We start from the raw sequence: 24,254 nt of genomic DNA, 5'->3' as shown, positions 1-24,254 counted from the left end.
ACAGGCCCAGCGGTTGTCCACATTTCGCGAACACGTCCGTCACGGGCGGCTCCGGCGTAGCAGTGTCGATCTCGATCGCAATCACGCGACATTCATCGAGAGGAAGACACCATGTACGAAGCTCAGTGCGCTGTTGTGGGCACCGTCATCACCAATCCCGTCAAGCGCTCCACGCCCACCGGCGACGAGGTCCTCAGCTTCCGGATGGCGAGCAATGCCCGACGGCAGGACCGCAACACCGGTGAATGGACCGACGGCGGCACCCTCTATCTCACGGTCACGTGCTGGCGTCGACTCGTGCGCGGCGTCGGCGCATCGTTGATGAAGGGCGATCCGATCATCGCCTACGGACAGCTGCGCACCAACGAATACACCAATCGCGACGGCGTCGAACGATCCGACCTCGAGATGCGGGCGAGCGCCGTCGGGCCGGACCTTGCGCGCTGCAACGTGGCAATCCATCGGACCAGGACGGTGGCGCCCGAAGTACCTGCAGACGAGGCACTCACCGACGACGATCGGGGTGCCGCCGAACCACCGGAGGACGAGCCGGATCACGATCGAATCGGTGACGACGTCCGCGAGGCGGTACCCGCCTGACGGCCCGCCGACATCCGTCGTCCCCGGTGGATGCAACCCGCGCACGACCGCGGACGACGGATGTGGGCTCGGCGCGGACTCGGTCGATGGTGTTCCGACGCGGCCGCACCGATAAGCTGGGCGGCATGGCTGAATTCATTTACACCATGAAGAAGGTGCGCAAGGCGCACGGCGACAAAGTCATCCTCGACGACGTGACGATGAGCTTCTACCCGGGAGCGAAGATCGGCGTCGTCGGCCCGAACGGCGCCGGTAAGTCGAGCATCCTCAAGATCATGGCGGGAATCGATCAGCCCGGAAACGGTGAGGCGTTCCTCGCTCCCGGTGCCTCGGTCGGCATTCTCATGCAGGAGCCGATTCTCGACGACACCAAGACCGTTCGCGAGAACGTCGAGGACGGCCTCGGCGAGACGATGGTCCAGCTCAAGCGCTACAACGAGATCGCCGAGCTGATGGCAACCGACTACTCCGACGAGCTCATGGAAGAGATGGGCGAGCTGCAGGAGAAGCTCGACCACGCCGACGCCTGGGAGATCGACTCGCAGCTCGAACAGGCGATGGACGCGCTGCGTTGCCCGCCGCCCGAGTCCCCGGTCACCAACCTCTCCGGTGGTGAGAAGCGTCGCGTGGCCCTGTGCAAGTTGCTGCTCAGCAAGCCCGACCTGTTGCTGCTCGACGAGCCGACCAACCACCTCGACGCCGAGAGTGTGCTGTGGCTCGAGCAGCACTTGGCCGCCTACGCCGGTGCCATTCTCGCCGTGACTCACGACCGGTACTTCCTCGACCACGTCGCGCAGTGGATCGCCGAGGTCGACCGCGGACATCTGTACCCGTACGAGGGCAACTACTCGACGTACCTGGAGAAGAAGGCCGAGCGCCTCGAGGTCTCGGGCAAGAAGGACCAGAAGCTCCAGAAGCGGCTCAAGGACGAACTCGCCTGGGTTCGCTCCGGTGCCAAGGCTCGCCAGGCCAAGAGCAAGTCTCGTCTGGCTCGCTACGACGAGATGGTGGCCGAGGCCGAGAAGACCAGGAAGCTCGACTTCGACGAGATCCAGATCCCCAACCCGCCGCGCCTCGGCGACGTCGTGGTCGAGGTCAAGAGCCTGGACAAGGGCTTCGACGGCCGCGTGCTGATAAAGGATCTGTCGTTCACGTTGCCGCGCAACGGAATCGTCGGCGTCATCGGACCCAACGGTGTCGGCAAGACGACGCTGTTCAAGACCATCGTCGGGCTCGAGGAGCCGGACGGCGGCGAGGTGAAGATCGGACAGACCGTCAAGCTCAGCTACGTCGACCAGAACCGCTCGGGCATCGACTCGAAGAAGACGGTCTGGGAAACGGTCTCCGACGGCCTGGACTTCATCACCGTGGGCAACTCGGAATTCCCGTCGCGCGCGTACATCAGTTCGTTCGGATTCAAGGGCCACGATCAGCAGAAGCCCGCCGGAGTTCTCTCCGGCGGTGAGCGCAACCGTCTGAACCTGGCGATGACGCTCAAGCAGGGCGGCAACCTGATCCTGCTCGACGAGCCGACCAACGACCTCGACGTCGAGACACTCGGATCGCTCGAGAACGCGCTCGAGGAATTCCCCGGTTGCGCCGTGGTCATCTCGCACGACCGGTGGTTCCTGGACCGCACCTGCACCCACATCCTGGCGTGGGAAGGCGGCTTCGGAGACAACGAGGCTGCCTGGTACTGGTACGAGGGCAACTTCGAGGGCTACGAGGCCAACAAGGTCGAGCGGCTCGGTCCCGACGCGGCGCGTCCCCACCGCGTCACGCACCGGAAGCTGACCCGAGACTGACATGTCGGCACAGACCTTCACCTGCACACTTCAGGTGCGGTGGGGTGATTCCGACCGCCTCGGGCATGTCAACAACACCCGGTTCGTCGAGTACCTCCAGGAAGGCCGCGTTCAGTTTCTGAACGCGGTCCTGGGGGGCTCGAAAGGTCGTGGCGCGGTGGTGGTTCGAACGTTGACCACCAACTTCCTGCACCCGATCCTCGACGACTCCGGCCCGCTGGTGATCGAGCTGTGGATCACTCGTATCGGAACCACCTCGTACGGCGTCCAACACGTTGTCACCGATCGAAACGGAACGGTGTGCGCAGACGCGGAGGCGCTGATGGTGGCCTTCGACCTTGACACGTCCACGTCGAGGCCGCTGCGCGACCACGAACGAACTGCTCTGAGCGAGTATCTCCACAGCGATTCGCAGTGACTGCCGGATCGGCCTGACGCGCTGGTTCCCGAGATCTCTGCGATTGCGGGGTCACCCGCACTAGGGTCGAGGGGTCATCGACGACCGGCGATCGGCGGGCGTCGGGAAATCCTCACGAGGGAGTACTCGAAAACAATGTCACGCTCGCTTGACCTGACCGACGACGACTGGGCCGACGGGCTCGACGACAGGCTTGTGGCCGAGTTGGCGACATTGCGTACGGAGTATTTCGAGCACACCGACGCCACTGCGGTCGCAGTGTCCGCGCATACCCCCGACATCACCTCTTTTCGGCGGCACGTTCGGCTCGCCGCAGAGCGGCTGCCGGGGACGGCGAATGTGGCGGTCCATCGACCGAACGAGTCTGCAGCACAGCAGGTAGCGGGAAGCTACCTACAAATCGTCACCGACGATATGCCGTTGCTGGTCGAATCGATCATGTCGCTGCTCTCGCGTCTCGGCATCGAATACACCGACGTCGTTCATCCCATCCTCACCGTCGATCGGAACGCAGAGGGAGTGCTCGTCGGGCTGAGCTCGGCCGGCATCGCCGAATCCTGGATACACGTGCAGCTGCACCCGTCCACCTCCGACGATGCCGTCGCGCAGCTGGAAGACGAGACGAGTCGAGTACTCGCCGATGTGCGTCAGGTCGTCGGCGACACCGACGAGATGCGTCGCGTGCAGGCTGCCGTGGCCGATCGGTTGGACGGTGTCGCCGCGGCGTCCGGCGACACCGACTCCGAACCAGCCGTCGCACACCGGGATGCGGCTGCCTTGCTGCGTTGGCTGGGTGACGGCCATTACACCCTGCTGGGTTACCGCAGATACACGATCGACGGTAGCGACGGTGACCGAACTGCAACCGGTGTGGAATCGAGCAGCCTGGGTGTGCTGCGCGATGCCGGTCAACATGGAGACGGACCCGAACCGGTCGGTGAGCGCGACCTGGTTGCTCTGACGCAGGGTCCGAACCCCGCCACGGTTCATCGTGCTGTCTACCCCTATTTCGTCAGTGTGATCGACGCCGACGACTCCGCCGAGCATCGATTCGTCGGTGTCTTCACCGTCACCGCGCTGCACGAGAACGTCCTCGACATTCCGGTGATCGAGCGTCGAGTGCGGTCGGTGATCGCCAAGGCCGGCCATGATCTCGGGTCCTTCTCCGGCCAGGCCATGCTCGAGGTGCTGCAGTCGATGCCGCGGTCGGAACTGTTCGCGACCTCTGCTTCGTGGCTATTCGAAACGGCGAGTGCTGTTCTGGCGCTGGGTCGCCGGCGCAAGGTGAAGCTGTTCGTGCGACCCGATGCGAGTGGGTCTTTCGTCAGTGCTCTGGTGTACCTGCCGCGAGATCGCTACACCACTCGCGTCCGACTCGCGATCCAGGACCGACTGCTCGGAGAGCTCGGTGGTACCTCGCTCGACTACACCGCACGCGTCACCGAATCGGATCTCGCGCTGCTGCACGTGACGGTGCGCCGCGCACCGGGCACCGTCTCTCCCCACCTGTCCGCCGACGACATCACCCGGATCGAAGCGGCGCTGACCGAGACCACCCGGACGTGGGAGGACTCGTTGGGTGACGCCGTGTCTCTCGACCGAGCCGTCGACCCGGCGCGCATTCAGCGCTACACCGAGGCTTTTCCCGAGGCGTACAAGCAGGACTTCAGTCCGGCCAGGGCCGTCACGGACATTGCCCGCCTCGAAGCACTCGGCGACGAAGCGATCGACATGCAGCTCTACCGAAACGAGCGCTCGGCCGTGGGTAGCTGGCGCTTCTCGCTGTACATCGGCGGTGCGGGCGTATCACTGTCCCAGGTGTTGCCCATTCTGCAGAGTCTCGGTGTGGAGGTCGACGACGAGCGGCCGTACCCGGTGGTGCGTCCGGACGGAATGTCTTGCTGGATATACGATTTCGGCCTCTCCGCCTCGCGTGAGATGTTGCGCTCGGCCATCGACGGGGACCTCGACGCCGAGCTGTCCGAGGCAGGCACGGCCGATCGCGAGAGCCGGGTCCAGCACCGATTCACCGACGCATTCGCGGCCGTGTGGAGCGGCGCGGCAGAAGCGGATCGTTTCAACGAACTGGTGATGCGCGCAGGTCTGCACTGGCGGCAGGCCGTGGTGTTGCGTGCCTACGCCAAGTACCTGCGGCAGGCGGGTTTTCCCTACAGTCAGTTCAACATCGAGGGCGTCCTCCTGGCGCATCCGCGTACCGCGCGGCTGCTCGTCGGACTGTTCGAGGCGCAGTTCGACCCCGAGACCAGTGCCGAGGCGGACGCGCAGGCCATCGAAACTCAGCTCGGCGAGCTGATCGACGAGGTCGTCAGTCTCGATGCCGACCGCATTCTGCGCAGCATGTTCGAGCTCATTCGGGCGACGTTGCGCACCAACCACTTCGTGGTGGGATCCGACGGTGCACATCGCCCGTACCTCTCGCTCAAGTTCGACCCGCAGTCCATCGCGGAGCTGCCCAAACCGAAGCCCACGTTCGAGATCTTCGTGTACTCCCCGCGCGTCGAGGGGGTGCATCTGAGGTTCGGTGCAGTGGCCCGAGGTGGGTTGCGCTGGTCCGATCGACGGGAGGACTTCCGGACGGAAATTCTCGGTCTGGCAAAAGCTCAGATGGTCAAGAACGCAGTCATCGTGCCTGTCGGGGCCAAGGGCGGATTCGTCGTCAAGCGTCCTCCGGTGACCACAGGTGAAGCCGACCGGGATCGACAGGCGTACGCCGAGGAAGGCAAAGCCTGCTACCGGCTGTTCATCGCCGGGTTGCTCGACATCACCGACAATCTCGACCGCGCTACCGGGTCGGTATCGGTACCTACCGGGGTGGTGCGCCGCGACGGAGACGACACCTACCTCGTCGTCGCGGCGGACAAGGGCACCGCGACCTTCTCCGACATGGCCAACGGCATCGCTGCCGAGTACGGATTCTGGCTCGGTGACGCCTTCGCATCCGGTGGATCCGCCGGATACGACCACAAAGCCATGGGAATCACCGCGAAGGGTGCGTGGGAGAGCGTCAAGCGGCACTTCCGTGAGCTCGGAATCGACACGCAGAGTCAGGATTTCACGGTTGTCGGTGTCGGCGACATGAGCGGAGACGTATTCGGTAACGGCATGCTGCTGAGCCGACACATTCGCTTGCTCGCGGCGTTCGACCACCGGCACATCTTTCTCGACCCCGACCCCGATCGGGAGTCGTCGTTCGTCGAGCGGGAGCGCTTGTTCGCCCTGCCGCGGTCGTCGTGGGCGGACTACGACACCTCGCTCATCAGTGCCGGCGGAGGGGTGTGGGAGCGGACCCGCAAATCCGTACCCATCAGCGCCGCAGCACGTTCGGCCCTCAGGTTGGACGAATCGGTTGCTGCACTGTCACCACCCGAGTTGGTGAACGCGATTCTGAAGGCCCCCGCCGATCTGTTGTGGAACGGCGGAATCGGCACCTACATCAAGGCTTCCAGTGAGAGCAACGCCGAAGTCGGCGACAAGGCCAACGACGCAGTGCGGGTCGACGGCGTGGATGTGCGGGCGGCCGTGGTGGGGGAGGGCGGAAACCTCGGTGCCACCGCACTGGGCAGGATCGAGTACGCCGCAGCCGGCGGCAAGATCAACACCGACGCCGTCGACAACTCGGCGGGCGTCGACTGTTCCGATCACGAAGTCAACATCAAGATCCTGCTCGAGACTGCCATCACCAACGGAAACCTGGCGCGCGAAGACCGCGATGAGCTGCTTGCGTCCATGACCGACGAGGTCGGGCGATTGGTGTTGTGGGACAACATCATGCAGAACGAGTTGCTCGGTACGTCCAGATTCGACGCACCCCATCTGGTGACGGTGCACAGCCGGGTCATCGAGGATCTGGAGACGCGTCGAGGGCTCGACCGGGAGCTCGAGGCTCTGCCCACCGAGGCCGATCTCCGTCGTCGCAAGCAAGACGGGCGTGGACTGACGTCGCCGGAACTCGCGACGTTGATGGCGCACGTGAAATTGGCACTGGAAGCGGAACTGCTCGACAGCGAGCTTCCCGACAGCGACGTCTTCGCCCCCCGGCTACCCAAGTATTTTCCCGAGCCACTGCGGGATCCGTACGCAGATGCCATCAAGGCGCATCCGCTCCGGCGTCAACTGGTGGCGACGACGCTCGCCAACGAGGCCATCGACTGTGGCGGAATCACCTACCCGTATCGGTTGACCGAGGACTCCGGTGCCGCAGGCACCGACGCCATCCGGGCATTCGCCGCGGCCACCGAAATCTTCGGCCTCGACGAGGTGTGGGATTCGATTCGTGCGGCCGACGTACCCACCGCAGTGTCGGCCGAGCTGCTGCTCGAATCGCGTCGCATGCTCGATCGAGTATCCCGGTGGCTGTTGGCCAATCGGCCGCAGCCGTTGGCGGTCGGGGCCGAGATCAGTCGCTATGCCGGGCAGGTTCGCGCTCTGCAGCCGCGGGTCGCGTCGTGGATCTCCGGTCACCAGGCGGTCGATTTGGACCGGCGTTCGGGGGCCGCGATGGAACGAGGTGCTCCGGCCGAGCTGGCACGTCGGATCTACGGCTTGCTCGACGTGTATTGCCTGCTCGACATCATCGATATCGCCGACATCGTCGACCGGGACGGGGCGGAGGTGGCCGAGCTCTACTTCGCGCTCGACGCGCACATCGGCATCGACTGGTTGCTCACCGCGGTCTCGAAGCTTGCCCGCGGCGATCGATGGCATTCGTTGGCGCGCTTGGCTCTTCGTGACGATCTGTACGCCTCCCTTCGCGGAATCACCAAGGCCGTGTTGGCCGCGGGCGAACCCGACGAGTCGGTCACGGAGAAGATCGCCGAATGGGAATCGACCAATTCGTCGCGGTTGGCCCGCTCGCGGGCAGCGCTCACCGAGATCGCCGAGACGGGGACGCTGGACCTGGCCACACTCTCGGTTGCCGCCCGACAGGTGAGAAACATGGTTCCCTGACACCATGGAACTTCCGTTCGATCGAGAAGAGGTAGTGACCGCGTGAGTGTGCCCGACGACCATCTGTCCGACAAGCGACCCGCCACCGAGCGGGTGGGCTTTCATGCCGCTGTGGATGTGCGGTGGTCGGATATGGATGTTTATCAACACATCAACCACGCGCGAATGGTGACGTTGCTCGAAGAGGCGCGGATCCCGTGGCTGCTGGTGGACGGCAGGCCGACTGCGAATCTGCGTCACGGTGCCGTCATTGCCGATCTGCACGTGAAGTATCGCGGGCAGCTGCGACACGAGGACGGACCCCTCGACGTCTTCATGTGGATCGATGCGGTCCGCGCGGTGGACTTCGTCGTGGGGTACGAGGTGCGGGCACGCGGGGCGTCGCTGGATACGCCGGCAGCGGTGGTGGCGTCGACGCAGATCGCGGCGTTCGACATCGATGCGCAGCGACTGCGTCGGCTCACTCCCGCCGAGCGCGAGTTCCTGGTGAGTTGGCAGCGTGTATGAGCGCGTTCTGACCGTTCCCGATGCGGTCGAGCGGGAGAACCTCCAGACGTTCTGCAGCAGGGCATTGCGCTTGGACGAGGCTGCTGTCGTTCGGTTGCGCACTCGGGCCGGCGGGGGCGTGTCGTGTTGGGCGGCAACCGGTTTCGATGCGCTCGCCGCGCGGGTGATTGCGGGAACCATCGTGCCCGACGACACCAGTGCGGGTGCCGATGTGTTGGTGTCCGCTCTGCAGAACGCGGACGACGGCGTGATCGACCCGGGTTTCTCGATGGACTCCGCCTGGCGTGGCACCCTTCCTCCCGACAGCGGATTCGAGCATCTCGACGACGTCCCCGCGCGGGTGCTCATCGGACTCGCACAGCGCGGTGCCGCACTGGCGAAGGAACACGGCAGCAGTCACGGGCCGCCGAGCTCGTTGCTCGAACAGCAGGTGTTGCACGTGACCGGTGACGGCGACGACGTCTCGGTCACGATGCGCACCGTATTCGCTTTGACCGCAATGGGTTTCGTGCCGCACGACGGTAACGATCCGTTGACGATCGACGTCGACCCGGAGAGGATCGCCGCCGCAGAGGTGGTACGAGTACGCGCCACCAAGGTGTGGTTGCGCCTCGATGCCAGGTTCGGGTCGGTGTTCGTTCGCCGCCCGGGCCAACAGTTGTCGCTCACCGTCGAACGCTGAGCGTGGCCGGTCGGCCGGTTCGGCCGGTTCGGACGAGCCGGCTCAGACGAGCCAGGCGGCCGCGTTCGCGGGAAGCATCCCGTCTACCAGCGGAGTGCTGGTCAGCAACACTTCGCCGGGTGGGAGTGGGATCGACTCGTCGGAGGCGTTGAGGGCGCAGATCAAGCCCCCGCGGCGCCGGAAGGCCAGGCACCCGGGAGGGGCACCGTACCAATCGATTCCGCCGCCGGTGAACTCCGGCCGCAGGGTGCGCAATTCGAACGCCGTGCGGTACAGGCTGAGCATCGAATCGACCTCTTCGAGCTGCGCCTCGGCGGTCAGACCCTTCCACTCCGGCGGCATCGGCAACCAGGTGCGATCGGTGGTGGAGAACCCGAACGGAGGGGCATCACCCTCCCACGGCATGGGGACTCGGCAGCCGTCGCGTCCGCGCTCGGTGTGCCCGGACCGCTCCCACACCGGGTCCTGCAGGGCACTGTCGGGCAGCTGCACGTTCGGTAGCCCGAGCTCGGCACCGTTGTAGACGAAAATTGTTCCAGGAAGAGCCAATTCGACGAGAATCATGGACCGGGCCCGGTGGTAGCCCAGGTCTCCGTCGCCGTATCTGGTGACCTCGCGTTCGACGTCGTGGTTCGACAGTGTCCACGTCGGGGTGCCGCCGACCAGTTCGACGGCCGCGAGCGAGTTGGAGATCGCATCGCGGATGGTCTCGGCGTCGAAATCGACACTGGCCAAGCGGAAGTTGAAGCCCAGGTGCAGCTCGTCGGGGCGGATGTATTCGGAGAACCGGACGTTGTCCTGGACCCAGATCTCGCCGACCGTCACCGCGTGGGGGTATTCGTTCATGACGGCTCTGATGCGGCGGTGCAGTTCGTGGACTCGGGGGTTGTTGAACCGGGGATCGTCGTCGTCGTTCTTCATCAGTGCGTTGAACTCGAGGCTCATGTCGGCCAGCTCGGCAGGTTTTGCCATGCCGTGGGCGACGTCGAGTCGAAATCCGTCGACGCCTCGGTCCAGCCAGAACCGAAGTGTGCGCGCGAAGTCGTCGAAGACCTCGGGGTTGTCCCAGTTCAGATCCGGTTGTTCGGGCGCGAAGATGTGCAGGTACCACTGACCGGGGGAGCCGTCCTTCTCGTCGACTCGCGTCCAGGCGGGACCCCCGAAGATGCTCGGCCAGTTGTTCGGCGGCTGCGAACCGTCGTCGCCGAGCCCGTCTCGAAAGATGTAGCGCGCTCGCTCGGCGCTGCCACGAGGGGCGTTCAGAGCCGCCTGGAACCACCGGTGTTCGTCACTGGTGTGATTGGGCACCAGATCCATCGTGACCTTGATGTCGCGGGCGTGCGCCTCGTCGAGCAACGCGTCGAAGATCTCGAGACTGCCGAACATGGGGTCGATGTCTCGGGGGTCGGAAACGTCGTAGCCGTGATCGGCCATGGGCGACCGCGTGATCGGTCCGATCCAGATGGCGTCGATACCGAGCAATTCGAGGTAGCCGAGCTTGTCTCTGATGCCGTCGAGATCACCGATTCCGTCACCGTTCGCATCTGCGAACGACCGGGGATAGATCTGGTAGAAGACGGCGTCCTGCCACCACGACAACTCGGTGCTTTCGATCGGATCGGTCACAACTGGCAATAGTGCCAAACGAATGGGCTGCGAACGATTCGAGGGCGCTGGGGTGCACCCGGCACCCTGCACTGGCGGTCGATCGGAAGGTAAAGGATTGTGCTCATTCACATGACCGACACGTATCCCCACGTTTGGAAAGTGTTGTATGTTCTGCAACGTAAAACGTGCAGCGGCCGGCGCCGCGCCCGACGGTGAGGACGCGACGACATCATGAGAACCTCGACCATAGAAGCCGTGCGGCTGGAAGATGTTTCGCTCTCCGACAGTCCCATCGAACCCACGTGGATCCTCGAGGGAAACCCGCGGGCTCGCGTCGCGGAGTGGTCCAGGAGTACCGACGGCACCACGACCACCAATGTGTGGGATTGCACGGCCGGACGCTTTCGGTGGTACTTCGCGGTCGACGAGATCGTCCACATCATGGACGGGTCGGTCGTGGTGTCCAGCGAAGATCACGCGCCCCGGACTCTGGTCCCCGGCGACGCGGCGTTGTTCCGCGCCGGCACCTGGTCGGAATGGCGCGTCGACAACTACGTGCGTAAGCATGCCATCTTGCGGCAGCACCTGCCCGCGCCGCTGAGCTTCGTGCTCGGGGTAGCCGGCTCGCTCCGCCGCCGGCTCGGCCGCCTCCGAGGTGGCGCAGCGGGCCTGCGGCGAGGCGCATCGCTGTAGTTCGTGACGCTGTAGTTCGTGACGCCGTAGTACGTGACGCCGTAGCTCTCAGATTGCCGAGTTCATCATCGAATTGGCGGCCATCTCCATGTAGTCGACGAGTTGCGTTCGGTGCGCAGAATCCAGGACGGCCGGGTCGATCGAGGCGATCGCGATGTGCATGCATCGAAGCCAGGCGTCACGTTCGAGCGGCCCGATCCGAAACGGGTTGTGCCGCATCCGCAGTCGTGGATGACCACGTTCGTCGGAGTACGTACGAGGCCCGCCCCAGTACTGCTCGAGGAACATTCGCATCCGCCGTTCGGCCGGTGCCAGGTCCTCCTCTGGATACAGGGGCCGCACGATCTCGTCCTTGGCCACTTCCTCGTAGAACTTCGCCGTGAGCAACCGGAACGTCTCCGCACCGCCGACCGCGTCGTAGAACGTCTGCTGCGGTTCGGTCATCACACTCTCTCTGTTCGTTCCTCGTCGGCGTCGGTCACGCTCATTGTCCCTCAGCTGCTGCTCTCGACTGCAACCCCACCCGGACGGCCCAGCGCATACGGGGCTTTGATACCGGCATCGTCGAACGACTGCAGGATGTCGCGGTGGAGGCGACGCTGCACCGCCCATTGGCGGCCGGGTCGGGTCTTGATCGTGATTCGGATGGTCACGGTATCGGCGCTGACGGCATTGACGCCGAGCATCTCCGGGGGTTCGAGGATGTCACTGTCGAAGTCGCCGGAGTCCACGACCTCGTTGGTGGTTCTCTCGGCCACCGCGCAGGCCTCGTCGATGTTGGCCGTGTGGGAGACGGGGAGGTCGAGGACAGCTACCGCGAACCCTTGGCTCATGTTGCCCACCCGCAGAACTTCACCGTTTCGGCAGTACCACACGGTGCCGTTGACATCTCTGATCGTGGTGACGCGCAATCCCACGCTTTCGACCGTGCCGATCGCCTCACCGAGATCGACGACGTCGCCGACCCCGTACTGATCCTCGAGAAGCATGAAGATTCCGGACAGGAAGTCGCGGACCAGGTTCTGCGCACCGAAACCGAGGGCGACACCGACGATCCCCGCCGACGCGATGAACGGGGCGACGTTCACACCCACGACGTCGAGCACCGACAGCACGAACCAGGTCAGGATCATGACCGACACCGCAGATCGGAGTACCGAACCGATCGTGTTGGCCCGCTGTCTGCGCCGTTCGTTGAGTATCTCGCCCTTCACCGTTCCCGAGGACCGGTCGCGTAACGGCCGGAGAAGTGCAGGTGATCGGCCGGCGTCGTGTCGAGTGAAGCGGTCGATCATTCGGTGCAACACGAGCCTGAGCACGATCGCCAGAACCAGATAGCCGAGGATCTGCAACGGACGGTCGACCAGCCAGTCGCGTCCGGTGTCGGTCAGTTCGAATGCTCGGGTGTCGAGCTCTCGCAGCAGCGAAGGTTCGGGTAACGGCGATACGGACAGAAGGGTTGATACAGCCACCCGAAAAGTCTACGGAGACACAGAAATCTTGCCAGTCGCGCAGCGCATAGCGGTATCGATCCTCGAACTCGCCGATCGGAAACCGGAATGTTCACCGATCGGCAACAGAAAATGCGCAGAAAAAGGCTGTGCGCGGGCGGTGTATTCGTGTTCCACTGTGAACCGTGTTCCACGCAAGCCATGCGCGGGCGCCGACACTCCCTGGAGTAATGCATGAAGAACTCTCAACACCGCCACCGACAACTCCCGCCCACTGAGGGCCGCACCACGCACGACCAGCGTGAGACGGCCTCGGGGGCTTCTCCGCTGCGCGTGGTGCCGACGGCCCACAACGCCACGGGCGACGACGCCGTCCCGGCGTGGGTCAAGCGCCGTGTGCTGCTGCTCAACGCAACTTTCGAACCACTGACCGCGCTTCCGATGCGCCGGGCGGTGGTTCTTCTCGTTTGCGGCAAGGCCGACGTGATCCACGACGATCCGGAGGGGCCGTTCATCCGGTCGGCCGATTACTCCGTCCAGGTGCCGTCGGTGATTCGATTGCGCACGTTCGTCCGAGTTCCCTATCGAGCGCGGGTGCCGATGACGCGCGCGGCACTGATGCATCGCGACAGATTCCGCTGCGCCTATTGCGGCAGCAAGGCCGAGACCGTCGATCACGTCGTGCCTCGCAGCCGCGGCGGCGGCCACTCGTGGGAGAACTGCGTGGCGTGCTGCGCCTCCTGCAATCACCGCAAGGCGGACAAGCTGCTCAGTGAGATCGGGTGGACGTTGCGAGCCCAGCTCGTGCCGCCGAAGGGCCCGCACTGGCGTCTGCTGGCGACCACCAAGGAGTTGGACCCGAGCTGGTTGGCGTACCTCGGCGAAGGTGCTGCCTGACTGTCGGCCGTTGGCTCTTTTCGGTCACAACACCGGCCCCGACGTGGTCCGACGGGCAATTGTCGACTAACGTCACACCCCGTGAGCATTTTGGAGACCACGCTGATATTCGGGGTGATTCCGGTTGCGGTGATCGGAATCGTCGGCGCGCTGTCCTACTTGACCGACAAGCAGCCGGGGATGGACGTCGCTCCGTACCGGCTGACGGACGAGTGGACGCGCGAGCCATTGCTGTGGAGCGCTACGGACGAGGTGACTCCGTTCGGAGGCCACGGATCGCACGACGCGGACACAGCCGATTCGATCGGAGGTGCTGCAAGTGGCAAGTGGTGAACTGGTACGTGGCGGTGACATCCGAGAAGAGGACCTGCCGTTCGGGGCTGCGCTGACGGCGAGTGGTCGCGTATCGGTGGCACACGAGTTCGGCACGCCGAGCCCGGAGCACCTGCCTTTCGCGACGCAGGATCTGGTCGCGCTCGACGACGCACTGAGCGAGGCGACCCGGAAGACGAAGATTCGGTTCAACATCTACGTCGGTGACCTGGGAGTCGATCCGGCTGCGGGAGCGGATTCGGTCTTCCCCGGCACCCCCGATGCGATTCGTTCGGTTCTGATCGCTGTCGACCCCAACCGGCACGCGCTCGAGATCCGCACCGGAAAGCGAGTCTCGAACCGTGCTACCGATCGGGTTGCTCAGCTCGGCGTCACCGCTGCGCTCGGCCCGTTCCGCGACGGCAACCTCATCGACGGTCTCGTGACCTCGGTCCGCGTGATGGCAGCATCCATCCTCGCGCCGTAGCTCGTCGCGCTCCATCCCCGTAGTTCTCGGCCGGCGGTCCCGGCGACGACGAGGGTCGGTTGCATCTCACCTTCGCGGGTGAGACGCAACCGGCTCTCGTCGTATGTGTACCTGCGATCAGCCGGCGTCGTATGCCCGGGCCGCGAGTGCCCGAACGACTCCGGCGCGGCCTTCGATCACCAGTCGGCGCAGAGCGGGTGGAAGATCGCCATCGAGGAACCTGTCGGCTGCGGCCAACGACTGCTCGCTGATCGACCACGATGGGTAGAGGCCCACCACGACGGTCTGTGCGACTTCACTGGATCGACGAGCCCACACGCCGTCGATCGCCTCGAAGTAGCGGTCGACGTACGGCTCGAGCAGTTCGCCCTGGCCAGGGCCCGCGAAACCACCGATGATCGACCGCGCCGTGATGTTCGGAACCGCGTCGTCGTCGACGACGGTCGTCCATGCCCGCTCCTTCACCTCGGCACTGGGACGCGCAGCTCGTGCAGCGGCAGCCGACCGCGCTCCGGCGGCGGTGTTGTCCTTCTCGGCTTCGGCGTCGATGACCGGCGAATCGAGCCCGTCGGCATCGATGGCTCCGGCCGCCGCAAGGGCGGTGACGATGCGCCACCGCAGATCCGTATCGATGTCGAGTCCGGCCAAGGACTGCCCCTGGGCGTCACCGTCCAGGAGGGCGCGCAATACCTCGACATGGCGCTCGCTGAGTTCGGTACCGGTGAGGGCGTTGACGAACGCCAACTGGTGATCCGAGCCCGACTCGGCACCGCGGGCCAGCTCGAGCACTGCGTCGGCGAACTCCGGGACTCCGTGTTCTGCCGCCCACGCCGGATCGGCGTAGCTGGTGACAGCCGTCTGCGCCTGGAGCAGAAGGCGTTGCACCACACCCACTTCGGTCTCGCTACCGATTCCGCGCTGGACCAGAGCCACGAAGTCGCGTGCCTTCATCTCGGCGGACCGAGTCATTTCCCATGCGGCCGACCAGGCGAGAGTGCGGGGGAGCGACTCGGCGATGTCGCCGATCCGATCGACGAGAACACCGAGCGAATCCGGATCGAGCCGCACTGCGCAATACGTCAGGTCGTCGTCGTTGACCAGCACGAGCTTGCCGCGCGATACACCTACGAGCGCTTCGACATTCGTCGATTCGGCAGCATCGAGGTCCAGCTCGACGCGGTCGGTACGCACCAACTTGCCGTCGACGTCGTCGTAGATGCCGATTGCGATGCGGTGTACGCGATGCTCGCCCGCGCCCGGTGCTGCGCCGGTCTGCGACACTGCGAACCGGGTGAACCTGCCCTCCGAGTCGACGTCGAAATCGGGGCTCAGAGTATTGAGGCCGGTGGTCCGCAGCCACTGCGCACCCCAATCGGAGAGATCGCGACCCGATGACTTCTCCAGTGCCGCAAGCAGATCCGAGAACGTTGCGTTGGCGAAGGCGTGATCGACGAAGTAGGCCCGCAACCCGGCCAGGAAGTCTTCCTTACCGACGTACGCAACCAGCTGCTTGAGCACGCTGGCACCCTTGGCGTACGTGATGCCGTCGAAGTTGACCTCCACGGCGGCCAGATCGGGGATGTCCGCGGCGATGGGGTGCGTCGAGGGCAGCTGGTCCTGTCGGTATGCCCAGGCCTTCTCGACGTTGGCGAACGTCGTCCACGCGTTGGTGTACTCGGTCGCCTCGGACTGGCACAACACGGAGGCGAACGTCGCGAACGACTCGTTGAGCCACAGGTCGTCCCACCATGTCATCGTCACCAGATCGCCGAACCACATGTGCGCCATCTCGTGCAGCACGGTCTCGGCGCGTCGCTCGTAGGAGTACCGCGTCACCTTGGACCGGAAGACGTAATCCTCGAGGAACGTGACGGCCCCGGCGTTCTCCATGGCTCCGGCGTTGAATTCGGGCACGAACAGCTGGTCGTACTTGCCGAACGCATACGGGGTGCCGAAGTTCTCGTGGTAGAAACCGAAACCCTGCTTCGTCTCGGTGAACAGTCGCTCGGCATCCATGTGTTCGGCAAGGGATGCGCGGCAGTAGATTCCGAGAGGGATGGTGCCGTGATCGTCGGTGTACGAATCGGTCCACTCGGCGTAGGGACCGGCGATCAGAGCAACCAGGTATGTGCTCATCAGCGGCGTCGTGTCGAACACGTGCTCACCTGCGGCCGGCTCGGCACCGTGCGCTGCGTTGGAGATGACGGTCCAGCTCTCGGGAGCGGTGACCTTCAGGTCGAACGTGGCCTTGAGATCGGGTTGATCGAAGCACGCGAACATGCGCTTGGCGTCCGCAGTCTCGAACTGCGAGTACAGGTACACCGAACCGTCCGACGGATCGACGAAACGGTGCAGGCCTTCGCCGGTGTGCGAGTAGACGCAGTCGGCATCGACCACGAGTTCGTTGTGCTCGGCGAGATCGACCAGAGCCAGCCCCGTCGACTCGTCGTAGCTCGTCGTGTCGAGCGCTGTGCCGTTGAGCGTCGCCGACCGGATGGTGCCTGCGACGATGTCCACGAAAGTCGACGCTCCGGCGGTCGCGGCGAACGTGATGGTGGTGAGCGAGCGGAACGTCTTCTCGCCGGGATTGCCCTCGCCGTCGGTGAGATCGAGAACGATCGCGTACTTCGTTTCCCCGATGATCGCCGAGCGCTCGGAGGCTTGGTCACGCGTCAGGTTGGGAGCAACCACTTCAGTCGACACCTCTTCGTGTAGTTATGGGTAGTGCCGTCCATCCCATCACGTCCGCCGTGGCGCGCGCTGGCTGACGGGTCGCGTGGAATGTCCGCGCGGTTGCCGGGTGTTACGACATGAAGAGACAGCGACATCGACTTTCGAGGAGCAGACAGTGGCCGGTTCAGGACAGAAAGACACCGCTGATTTTTGGTTCGACCCGCTGTGCCCATGGTGCTGGATCACCTCCCGTTGGATTCTCGAGGTCCAGCAGGTGCGCGACATCGACGTCAACTTCCACGTCATGAGCTTGGCCGTCCTCAACGAGGGCCGCGACCTGCCCGAGGAGTACGCCGCGATGATGAAGAAGGCGTGGGGTCCGGTGCGGGTGGCGATCGCCGCGGCGAAGAGCAACGGCGACGAGATCCTCGCGCCGCTGTACGCGGCCATGGGCACGCGAATCCACAACGAGGGCAACAAGGATTTCGACGTCGTCATCCGAGAGTCCTTGGCCGAACTCGACTTGCCCGCCGATCTCGCCTCGGCAGCCGAGAGCACCGATTACGACGAGGACCTGCGCACCAGCCACCACGCAGGAATGGACAAGGTCGGCCCCGATGTGGGCACTCCCACCATTCACGTCAACGGCGTGGCGTTCTTCGGCCCTGTGCTCTCGCGGATTCCACGCGGTGAAGAGGCAGGCAAGTTGTGGGACGCGTCGGTGATCTTCGCGGCGTACCCGCACTTCTACGAGCTCAAGCGCACCCGCAACGAGGACCCGCAGTTCGACTGATCGCGAGACCCTCGTGCGTGGAAACTCGTAGCAGGAGCCGAACTTTCACGCACGAGGGGCTAGTTCACGCATGAGGGGCCAGTTCACGCACGGGGGTCAGGCGACGATTCGATCCGAGCCGCTGTCGGTGCCGAACGTCAGATGCTCGCCGAAATGGAAGCGCCTGGCCGACCACGCCGCTGCGGCGGCATCGAGGATGTCGTCGACGAGCGGCCCGTTCGGCAGGTCGTCCAGATCGAGATCCCCGGTCCATCGTGTCAGTGCGGCCAACCGTTGCCCGACGCCGCGGCCGGTCTTCTTCGATGCGTAGACCGTGGTCGGTGACATCGCCCTGAACGAGCATTCGGGATGCACTTCGACGTACCGTTCCGGATCGAAGTCCGAATCTCGCCACGCCCGGACCGCGGGCAAGATGTGCCACGTTTGTTTACTGATCGCCTTGCCGGTCTTCGACCGCGAGATCGAGCACGCCTGTTCGTACGACACCGCGCCCAGAACGTCCGCGACCGGGGTGTGAAAGATCGAACTGCGCGCCGTCCCCAGGAACTTCTTCGCCTCCAGTTCGCTGACGCGATAACCGTCCACGGGTAGCGACAGCGGCATGTCGACGCCCACTCGCGCGCAGTCTCGGGTGTGCTCCAACACGTCGGAGACGGAGGAGCAGGCCGTCCACGTCACTCTCGTGCCGTCGAACACTGCGACCACCCACGCACCCTTCGCGCCGTCGACACCGGCGAATTTCTCGGCTCGTGACATCACCTGTCAGACTCTAGGCATGCGCGTATACCTGGGTGCCGACCACGCCGGCCTCGAGTTCAAGAATCAGATCATCGAACACCTGACGGCAACCGGGCACGAGCCCGTCGACTGCGGTGCGTTCGACTACGACCCGGTCGACGACTACCCGGCCTTCTGCATCGACGCAGCACGTCGCGTCGTCGCCGATCCGGGCAGTCGCGGCCTCGTGCTCGGCGGATCCGGAAACGGCGAGCAGATCGCCGCGAACAAGGTGCCGGGCGCACGCTGTGCCCTCGCGTGGAGCGTCGAGACGGCAAAGTTGGCTCGCGAACACAACGATGCGCAGCTCATCGGCATCGGCGGCCGCATGCACACGTTGCCCGAAGCACTGGCCATCGTCGACGCGTTCCTCGGCACCCCGTTCTCGGGCGAGGAGCGCCACCAGCGTCGCATCGACATCCTGTCCGAGTACGAGCGCAGCGGCGAAGCACCCGAGGTTCCGGGAAAGCCCGAGTAAGTGCCCGAAGGGCATACCCTGCACCGACTCGCTCGGTTGCATCAACGTCGGTTCGGCGGGGCACCGGTGGAGGCGAGCAGTCCCCAGGGACGGTTCGTTTCCGGTGCCGCGCTGATCGACGGCCTCGTCCTCGAGAAGGCCGAGGCGTGGGGCAAGCATCTGCTGCACCGCTACGAATCCGACCTGATCGTGCACATTCACCTCGGCCTGTACGGAAAGTTCACCGAACACGCTGTGCCACTGGATGATCCGGTCGGTGCGGTGCGTCTGCGCATCGTGGGGGAGAAGTACGGTGCCGACCTGCGCGGCCCGACGGCCTGCGAGATCTACACCGAGCAGCAGGTCGACGCCCTCCTGGCGCGTCTGGGGCCGGACCCGCTCCGCAAAGATGCGGACCCGGATGCGGCCTGGGCACGAATATCCAAGTCACGCACGGCCATCGGCACGTTGCTGATGGATCAGAAGGTGCTCGCCGGCGTCGGCAACGTCTACCGCGCCGAGATCCTCTTCCGGCACGAGATCAACCCGATGCGGCCCGGAAAGGACCTCGATCGAGCCGAGTGGGACGCCATCTGGCTGGATCTCGTGGACCTCATGGCCATCGGTGTTCGGCGCGGTCGCATCATCACCATCCGGCCCGAGGACGATCACGGTGACACCTACGGTGCCCGCCGACCGCGTTCGTACGTCTACCGCAGGGAAGGCCTCCCGTGCCGCGTGTGCGGAGCCGAGATCCTGCACTCGACGATGCAGGCGCGAAACCTGTTCTGGTGCCCCGTCTGTCAGGCGACCTAGAGGCCGCCGAAGTCCATTCCGCCGCCGTCGCCGAACATGTCGCCGCCCCCGTCGTCGATGGCACCGTATTCCGTGTCGCCACCGTCGTAATTGTCACCAGCACCCCCGTCGGAACCGTCCGCACCCAGGTCGCCACCCGCTGCGGTCTCGTCCGGAACCCCGGCCATGCCGGAGAACATCGCTGAGAACAGGAACATCGAGCCCATTCCCCATGCGCCGGCGACCAAGGCCGGACGCCACCACGGTTCGGAGTACCAGCCTGCGGGGACGGGTCGGCCCGCCACTCGTCCGCCGGGGTAGTAGTTCGGGGTCCGGTCCGACGGGTCCGGTGAGGCCGCGATCTCTCGTCCCTCGAAGTCGACCTTGCGTTCCTCGGTGACACGGCCTGCCTGCTGTTGGCCGTCGATGCCCTGCACCTCGGGGCCCGGGTCCATGCCCATCGCCAGGCGCGCTGCGCGAATGTAATAGAGCCCTTCCAACGCGGTCTGCTTGGCCAGCCTCGCCTGTTCGACGGTTGTCGCCTGGTCGATTTGCGAGCCTGCTGCGATATTGCGCTCGGATGCGTCGGCCAGGGCCTGCTTGGATGCGGTGTCGGAGCCCACGAGGTTGTAGACCTGGCCGCCGAGCCGTTCGATCGACTGGCGGGCGTCGGCCTTCGCATCGGCCAGTGCGGTGGCCGCGGCTGCGGCGGAGTTCTTCTTGCTGCGAAGCACCAGCAGTGCCACTACGGCCACGACGATGACGATCAGGACGATTTCCACTTCTGAGCCTTCCGTCGGCGATACGTGTCCAGTTCGTCCGATTCACTCGAACACTGTCGACGATACGCGGACACGAAAAAGCCCCGCACTCGTGAAGTGCGGGGCTTTTCGATGGAGCCGATGACGAGAATCGAACTCGCGTAGCCTGTTTGGAAGACAGGGGCTCTACCATTGAGCTACATCGGCGTGCAAACAACAGTCGTGGGATCGCCAGTTCCGTCGCCTGCGTTTCAAGACTGTACCCAAAGCGGTTGCCGGATTCCAAACCGGCCCGTCGAGCCCGGTCTCACGGAACGTCATGGGTGGGGCGCCCATGAGGGGCTACTATCGGTTGCTGTTCAATGGTGTCCGTACGACGGGGTGTGGCGCAGCTTGGTAGCGCATCCGCTTTGGGAGCGGAGGGTCGCAGGTTCAATTCCTGTCACCCCGACAAATGAGAGCCGCGGGCACGGCTCACCGTGCTCGTGGCGAGCGGAAGACAGCAAGCCAGAACTGCCAGCAAGCAAGAATCACCACAAAGGAGCATGTCCCGTGAAGAGCACCGTCGAGCAGCTGAGCCCGACGCGAGTCCGTATCAACGTTGAGGTGCCCTTCGAGGAGCTCAAGCCTGATTTCGACCGCGCGTACAAGGCTTTGGCTCAGCAGATCCGCCTCCCCGGATTCCGTCCCGGCAAGGCTCCGGCCAAGTTGCTCGAGGCGCGAGTCGGCCGTGGTGCAGTACTCGAGCAGGTCGTCAACGACGCTCTTCCCTCTCGCTACTCCGAGGCCGTGACCAACGAGAAGGTCAAGGTCATCGGCCAGCCCGAGATCGAGATCACCAAGATCGAAGACGGCACCGAGCTCACGTTCACCGCCGAGGTCGACGTGCGTCCCGAGATCGAGCTGCCGGATTACTCGACCATCAGCGTCGTTGTCGATCCGCTCGAGATCAAGGACGAAGCCGTCGACGAGCAGCTGCAGTCGCTCCGTCAGCGTTTCGGAACCCTCACCGGTGTCGATCGCCCGGTTCAGTCCGGCGACTTCGTGTCCATCGATCTCTCGGCCACGGTCGACGGCGAGAACGTCGAAGAGGCCACCGCGAGCGGACTGTCCCACGAGGTCGGCTCCGGTCAGCTCATCGAGGGCCTCGACGACGCGATCATCGGCGTCTCGGCCGGCGAGTCGAAGGAATTCACCTCCACGCTCGTTGCCGGTGAGTACGCGGGCAAGGAAGCCGTCGTCACGGTCAAGGTCGTCTCCGTCAAGGAGCGCGAGCTGCCCGAGGCCGACGACGAGTTCGCCCAGCTCGCCAGCGAGTTCGACACGTTCGACGAGCTGCTCGCCGATCTGAAGACGCGCGTCGAGCGAGTCGCGAAGGTCGAGCAGGCCGGTCAGATCCGCGACAAGGTGCTCGAGACGCTGCTCGAGACCCTCGAGATTCCGGCTCCCGAGGCCGTCGTCAAGGCCGAGGTCGATTCCCAGGTGCACGAGGCCATCCACGGCCTCGATCACAACGAGGAAGCGCTCGCCGAGTTGCTCGAGTCGCAGGGTTCGAGCCGCGAGGAGTTCGACAAGGACGTCAAGGAGGGTGCCGAGAAGTCGGTGCGCACCCAGCTTCTGCTCGACGCCATCGCCGAGGCAGAGAACACTCAGGTCGGTCAGGACGAGCTGACCGAGCGGATCATCTTCCAGGCCCAGCGCTACGGCATGCCGCCCGAGCAGTTCATCCAGCAGGTGCAGCAGGCCAACCAGCTCGGTGCCGTGTTCGCCGACGTCAAGCGCGGCAAGGCGCTTGCCTCGGTCGTCGAGCGCGTCACCGTGACCGACACCAACGGAGCCAGCGTCGACACCGCCGAGCTGTTCGGCAGCCCTGCCGATGCTCCCGACGAGGTCGAAGCAGCTGATTCTTCCGAGGGCGAACAAGAGAAGTAACGCTCACAGCGAACGACGGCGGTTCCGGGACTCCGGAGCCGCCGTCCTTCGTTAGTGTCTGTGTCAGGAACCAACGATTTGTTATGGAAAAGGCAGGTACCGTGACTGTTCAGAATCCGGCGGCTTCGCACGAGCAGAGTCCCGTCATGACTTCGGCCGCAGCAGGGCTGAATCTCAGCGACTCCGTGTACGAGCGTCTGCTTCAAAACCGCATCATTTTCCTCGGTACCCAGGTCGACGACGACATCGCCAACAAGTTGTGCGCGCAGATCCTGCTCCTGTCGGCCGAGGACCCCACCCGCGACATCTCGCTGTACATCAACTCGCCCGGTGGCTCGGTCACCGCAGGTATGGCGATCTTCGACACCATGGAATTCGCCGAGTGCGATATCGCCACCTACGGGATGGGCTTGGCTGCCTCGATGGGCCAGTTCCTGCTCTCGGCCGGTGCGAAGGGCAAGCGGTACGCCCTTCCGCACGCGCGCATCATGATGCATCAGCCTTCGGCCGGTATCGGCGGCAGCGCTTCGGACATCGCGATCATGGCCGAGCAGTTCGCGCACACCAAGCGTGAGATGGCCGAGCTCATCGCTCAGCACACCGGCCAGACCGTCGAGCAGATCACCGAGGATTCCGACCGTGACCGGTGGTTCACGGCACAGGCGGCCAAGGAATACGGGTTCGTGGATCACGTCGTCAGCCGCGCGCGGCAGGCCGGCGGAGTCGGCGAGTAATTCGGCCGCTACCGGCGACCCTCGATCACTCACATCTTGGAGAAACGATGACAAACCTGTTCGATCCCAACCAGTTGCCGTCCTCGCGGTACATCCTTCCGTCCTTCGTCGAGCACTCGAGCTACGGCGTCAAGGAGTCGAACCCGTACAACAAGCTGTTCGAGGAGCGCATCATCTTCCTCGGCGTCCAGGTCGACGATGCGTCTGCCAACGACGTCATGGCACAGCTGCTGGTGCTCGAGGGCCTCGACCCCGACCGTGACATCACGATGTACATCAACTCGCCCGGTGGCTCGTTCACCTCGTTGATGGCCATCTACGACACGATGCAGTACGTCCGCGCCGACGTGGCGACAGTGTGCCTCGGCCAGGCTGCTTCGGCTGCCGCGGTACTGCTCGCCGCCGGCACCCCCGGCAAGCGCGCGGCTCTGCCGAACGCACGAGTGCTGATCCACCAGCCCTCGAGCGGCGGAATCCAGGGCCAGGTCTCGGACCTCGAGATCCAGGCCGCCGAGATCGAACGCATGCGTCGACTCATGGAGACCACCCTCGGCCGCCACACCGGCAAGGATCCCGACGTGATCCGCAAGGACACCGATCGCGACAAGATCCTCACCGCCGAACAGGCCAAGGACTACGGCATCATCGACACCGTGTTCGAGTACCGCAAGCTGTCGGCTCAGAAGTAGCACGCAAGTACCACCGGTCGGATCGCCTCGCGGTCCGGCAGACGATCGGACGCCGGGCACGAGTGGACAACTCGGCCCGGCTGTCTCGATTCACGCCCCGAATGCCGTGATTGGTGAAAACGGGCGGCGAATCACCGGAAACAACCCGCCCATGTTCGGCGAACACGGGTAGCGTCGCATCCAAGAACTCGGTCGGAGCATCTCGAACTCGGCAT

General features: G+C 64.6%; 22 protein-coding genes and 2 tRNA genes. 17 read left to right on the top strand and 7 right to left on the bottom strand.

Annotated features, from left to right (window positions below; genetic code table 11):
• Positions 1 to 111 precede the first annotated feature (111 nt).
• The 6 genes from ssb to CH268_RS13945 all read left to right on the top strand — a co-directional run bounded on the left by ssb (position 112) and on the right by CH268_RS13945 (position 8,980).
• Positions 112 to 600: a single-stranded DNA-binding protein gene (ssb, locus tag CH268_RS13970; protein ID WP_048318588.1), complete on the top strand. Its 489-nt coding sequence runs from the start codon at positions 112 to 114 to the stop codon at positions 598 to 600.
• Between the two features lie 125 nt (positions 601 to 725).
• On the top strand, positions 726 to 2,405 hold the full coding sequence (gene ettA, locus CH268_RS13965; RefSeq protein WP_027497597.1) for an energy-dependent translational throttle protein EttA: 1,680 nt from the start codon (positions 726 to 728) through the stop codon (positions 2,403 to 2,405).
• 1 nt (position 2,406) lies between these two features.
• On the top strand, positions 2,407 to 2,823 hold the full coding sequence (locus CH268_RS13960) for an acyl-CoA thioesterase (RefSeq protein ID WP_094664663.1): 417 nt from the start codon (positions 2,407 to 2,409) through the stop codon (positions 2,821 to 2,823).
• A gap of 135 nt (positions 2,824 to 2,958) precedes the next feature.
• Positions 2,959 to 7,791, top strand: a complete 4,833-nt coding sequence (locus CH268_RS13955; protein ID WP_094664661.1) for an NAD-glutamate dehydrogenase — start codon at positions 2,959 to 2,961, stop codon at positions 7,789 to 7,791.
• Between the two features lie 42 nt (positions 7,792 to 7,833).
• On the top strand, positions 7,834 to 8,298 hold the full coding sequence (locus CH268_RS13950; RefSeq protein WP_045841282.1) for an acyl-CoA thioesterase: 465 nt from the start codon (positions 7,834 to 7,836) through the stop codon (positions 8,296 to 8,298).
• Entirely contained in the window at positions 8,291 to 8,980 is a 690-nt protein-coding gene (locus tag CH268_RS13945) for a hypothetical protein (protein WP_027497593.1), read from the top strand. Before CH268_RS13950 ends, CH268_RS13945 begins: the two co-directional genes overlap by 8 nt.
• Before the next feature lie 42 nt (positions 8,981 to 9,022).
• On the opposite strand, the gene CH268_RS13940 is transcribed toward CH268_RS13945, so the two are convergent.
• The gene (locus CH268_RS13940; RefSeq protein WP_441346975.1) at positions 9,023 to 10,630 is read right to left on the bottom strand and encodes a glycoside hydrolase family 13 protein; all 1,608 of its coding nucleotides are present in this window, start codon (positions 10,628 to 10,630) and stop codon (positions 9,023 to 9,025) included.
• A gap of 189 nt (positions 10,631 to 10,819) precedes the next feature.
• Here CH268_RS13940 and CH268_RS13935 point away from each other — a divergent pair, with 189 nt between their 5' ends.
• Entirely contained in the window at positions 10,820 to 11,281 is a 462-nt protein-coding gene (locus tag CH268_RS13935; RefSeq protein ID WP_048318592.1) for a cupin domain-containing protein, read from the top strand.
• Positions 11,282 to 11,329: 48 nt separating this feature from the next.
• On the opposite strand, the gene CH268_RS13930 is transcribed toward CH268_RS13935, so the two are convergent.
• Together CH268_RS13930 and CH268_RS13925 are read right to left on the bottom strand one after the other, a co-directional pair.
• A complete protein-coding gene (locus tag CH268_RS13930; protein ID WP_027497590.1) occupies positions 11,330 to 11,725 on the bottom strand; it encodes a globin in 396 nt (131 codons plus the stop codon).
• 50 nt (positions 11,726 to 11,775) lie between these two features.
• The gene (locus CH268_RS13925; RefSeq protein WP_045841372.1) at positions 11,776 to 12,735 is read right to left on the bottom strand and encodes a mechanosensitive ion channel family protein; all 960 of its coding nucleotides are present in this window, start codon (positions 12,733 to 12,735) and stop codon (positions 11,776 to 11,778) included.
• 231 nt (positions 12,736 to 12,966) lie between these two features.
• Here CH268_RS13925 and CH268_RS13920 point away from each other — a divergent pair, with 231 nt between their 5' ends.
• The 3 genes from CH268_RS13920 to CH268_RS13910 all read left to right on the top strand — a co-directional run bounded on the left by CH268_RS13920 (position 12,967) and on the right by CH268_RS13910 (position 14,428).
• On the top strand, positions 12,967 to 13,629 hold the full coding sequence (locus tag CH268_RS13920; protein ID WP_174557300.1) for an HNH endonuclease: 663 nt from the start codon (positions 12,967 to 12,969) through the stop codon (positions 13,627 to 13,629).
• 81 nt (positions 13,630 to 13,710) lie between these two features.
• Positions 13,711 to 13,962, top strand: a complete 252-nt coding sequence (gene ctaJ / locus CH268_RS13915; RefSeq protein WP_027497587.1) for an aa3-type cytochrome oxidase subunit CtaJ — start codon at positions 13,711 to 13,713, stop codon at positions 13,960 to 13,962.
• Complete coding sequence (locus CH268_RS13910) at positions 13,949 to 14,428, top strand: DUF5130 family protein (RefSeq protein WP_032368213.1); 480 nt, start codon at positions 13,949 to 13,951, stop codon at positions 14,426 to 14,428. Before ctaJ ends, CH268_RS13910 begins: the two co-directional genes overlap by 14 nt.
• Before the next feature lie 117 nt (positions 14,429 to 14,545).
• On the opposite strand, the gene pepN is transcribed toward CH268_RS13910, so the two are convergent.
• Positions 14,546 to 17,119 carry an aminopeptidase N gene (pepN, locus tag CH268_RS13905; protein WP_094664657.1) on the bottom strand — a complete coding sequence of 858 codons (2,574 nt, stop codon included), beginning with the start codon at positions 17,117 to 17,119 and terminating at the stop codon, positions 14,546 to 14,548.
• A 157-nt stretch (positions 17,120 to 17,276) separates the two neighbouring features.
• Here pepN and CH268_RS13900 point away from each other — a divergent pair, with 157 nt between their 5' ends.
• Positions 17,277 to 17,894 carry a mycothiol-dependent nitroreductase Rv2466c family protein gene (locus tag CH268_RS13900; protein WP_032368211.1) on the top strand — a complete coding sequence of 206 codons (618 nt, stop codon included), beginning with the start codon at positions 17,277 to 17,279 and terminating at the stop codon, positions 17,892 to 17,894.
• Between the two features lie 96 nt (positions 17,895 to 17,990).
• On the opposite strand, the gene CH268_RS13895 is transcribed toward CH268_RS13900, so the two are convergent.
• Positions 17,991 to 18,650 (bottom strand): DUF429 domain-containing protein, encoded by a 660-nt coding sequence (locus CH268_RS13895; protein ID WP_094664775.1) that lies wholly within the window; start codon positions 18,648 to 18,650, stop codon positions 17,991 to 17,993.
• Positions 18,651 to 18,669: 19 nt separating this feature from the next.
• Between CH268_RS13895 and CH268_RS13890 the strand changes: the two genes are divergently transcribed.
• Positions 18,670 to 19,149, top strand: a complete 480-nt coding sequence (locus CH268_RS13890) for a ribose-5-phosphate isomerase (RefSeq protein ID WP_032374451.1) — start codon at positions 18,670 to 18,672, stop codon at positions 19,147 to 19,149.
• Complete coding sequence (locus CH268_RS13885) at positions 19,150 to 19,944, top strand: Fpg/Nei family DNA glycosylase (RefSeq protein ID WP_032368209.1); 795 nt, start codon at positions 19,150 to 19,152, stop codon at positions 19,942 to 19,944.
• On the opposite strand, the gene CH268_RS13880 is transcribed toward CH268_RS13885, so the two are convergent.
• Entirely contained in the window at positions 19,941 to 20,705 is a 765-nt protein-coding gene (locus CH268_RS13880) for a hypothetical protein (RefSeq protein ID WP_094664655.1), read from the bottom strand. The genes CH268_RS13885 and CH268_RS13880 overlap by 4 nt on opposite strands.
• Positions 20,706 to 20,817: 112 nt before the next feature.
• Positions 20,818 to 20,891, bottom strand: a tRNA-Gly gene (locus tag CH268_RS13875).
• A 170-nt stretch (positions 20,892 to 21,061) separates the two neighbouring features.
• Between CH268_RS13875 and CH268_RS13870 the strand changes: the two genes are divergently transcribed.
• The 4 genes from CH268_RS13870 (at position 21,062) to CH268_RS13855 (ending at position 24,039) form a co-directional block, all read left to right on the top strand.
• Positions 21,062 to 21,135 (top strand) — tRNA-Pro (locus CH268_RS13870).
• Between the two features lie 101 nt (positions 21,136 to 21,236).
• A complete protein-coding gene (gene tig, locus CH268_RS13865; protein ID WP_032368208.1) occupies positions 21,237 to 22,616 on the top strand; it encodes a trigger factor in 1,380 nt (459 codons plus the stop codon).
• Between the two features lie 83 nt (positions 22,617 to 22,699).
• The gene (locus tag CH268_RS13860) at positions 22,700 to 23,350 is read left to right on the top strand and encodes an ATP-dependent Clp protease proteolytic subunit (protein WP_072692168.1); all 651 of its coding nucleotides are present in this window, start codon (positions 22,700 to 22,702) and stop codon (positions 23,348 to 23,350) included.
• Positions 23,351 to 23,397: 47 nt separating this feature from the next.
• The gene (locus CH268_RS13855; protein ID WP_008715342.1) at positions 23,398 to 24,039 is read left to right on the top strand and encodes an ATP-dependent Clp protease proteolytic subunit; all 642 of its coding nucleotides are present in this window, start codon (positions 23,398 to 23,400) and stop codon (positions 24,037 to 24,039) included.
• The last annotated feature ends 215 nt before the right edge of the window (positions 24,040 to 24,254 follow it).

The sequence above is a fragment of the Rhodococcus sp. 06-1460-1B genome (assembly GCF_002258475.1).
In the GTDB taxonomy this organism is placed as follows: domain Bacteria; phylum Actinomycetota; class Actinomycetes; order Mycobacteriales; family Mycobacteriaceae; genus Rhodococcoides; species Rhodococcoides fascians.
This window is presented reverse-complemented; position numbering and strand designations above follow the sequence as displayed.

Excerpts from the sequence above, each read along its gene's own strand:
- CH268_RS13955 (WP_094664661.1), top strand. The coding sequence starts at position 2,959 with ATGTCACGCTCGCTTGACCTGACCGACGACGACTGGGCCGACGGGCTC.
- CH268_RS13920 (WP_174557300.1), top strand. The coding sequence starts at position 12,967 with ATGAAGAACTCTCAACACCGCCACCGACAACTCCCGCCCACTGAGGGC.
- CH268_RS13895 (WP_094664775.1), bottom strand. The coding sequence starts at position 18,650 with ATGTCACGAGCCGAGAAATTCGCCGGTGTCGACGGCGCGAAGGGTGCG.
- CH268_RS13860 (WP_072692168.1), top strand. The coding sequence starts at position 22,700 with ATGGAAAAGGCAGGTACCGTGACTGTTCAGAATCCGGCGGCTTCGCAC.
- ssb (WP_048318588.1), top strand. The coding sequence starts at position 112 with ATGTACGAAGCTCAGTGCGCTGTTGTGGGCACCGTCATCACCAATCCC.
- CH268_RS13930 (WP_027497590.1), bottom strand. The coding sequence starts at position 11,725 with ATGACCGAACCGCAGCAGACGTTCTACGACGCGGTCGGCGGTGCGGAG.
- CH268_RS13890 (WP_032374451.1), top strand. The coding sequence starts at position 18,670 with ATGCGCGTATACCTGGGTGCCGACCACGCCGGCCTCGAGTTCAAGAAT.
- CH268_RS13855 (WP_008715342.1), top strand. The coding sequence starts at position 23,398 with ATGACAAACCTGTTCGATCCCAACCAGTTGCCGTCCTCGCGGTACATC.
- ettA (WP_027497597.1), top strand. The coding sequence starts at position 726 with ATGGCTGAATTCATTTACACCATGAAGAAGGTGCGCAAGGCGCACGGC.
- CH268_RS13960 (WP_094664663.1), top strand. The coding sequence starts at position 2,407 with ATGTCGGCACAGACCTTCACCTGCACACTTCAGGTGCGGTGGGGTGAT.
- CH268_RS13935 (WP_048318592.1), top strand. The coding sequence starts at position 10,820 with ATGAGAACCTCGACCATAGAAGCCGTGCGGCTGGAAGATGTTTCGCTC.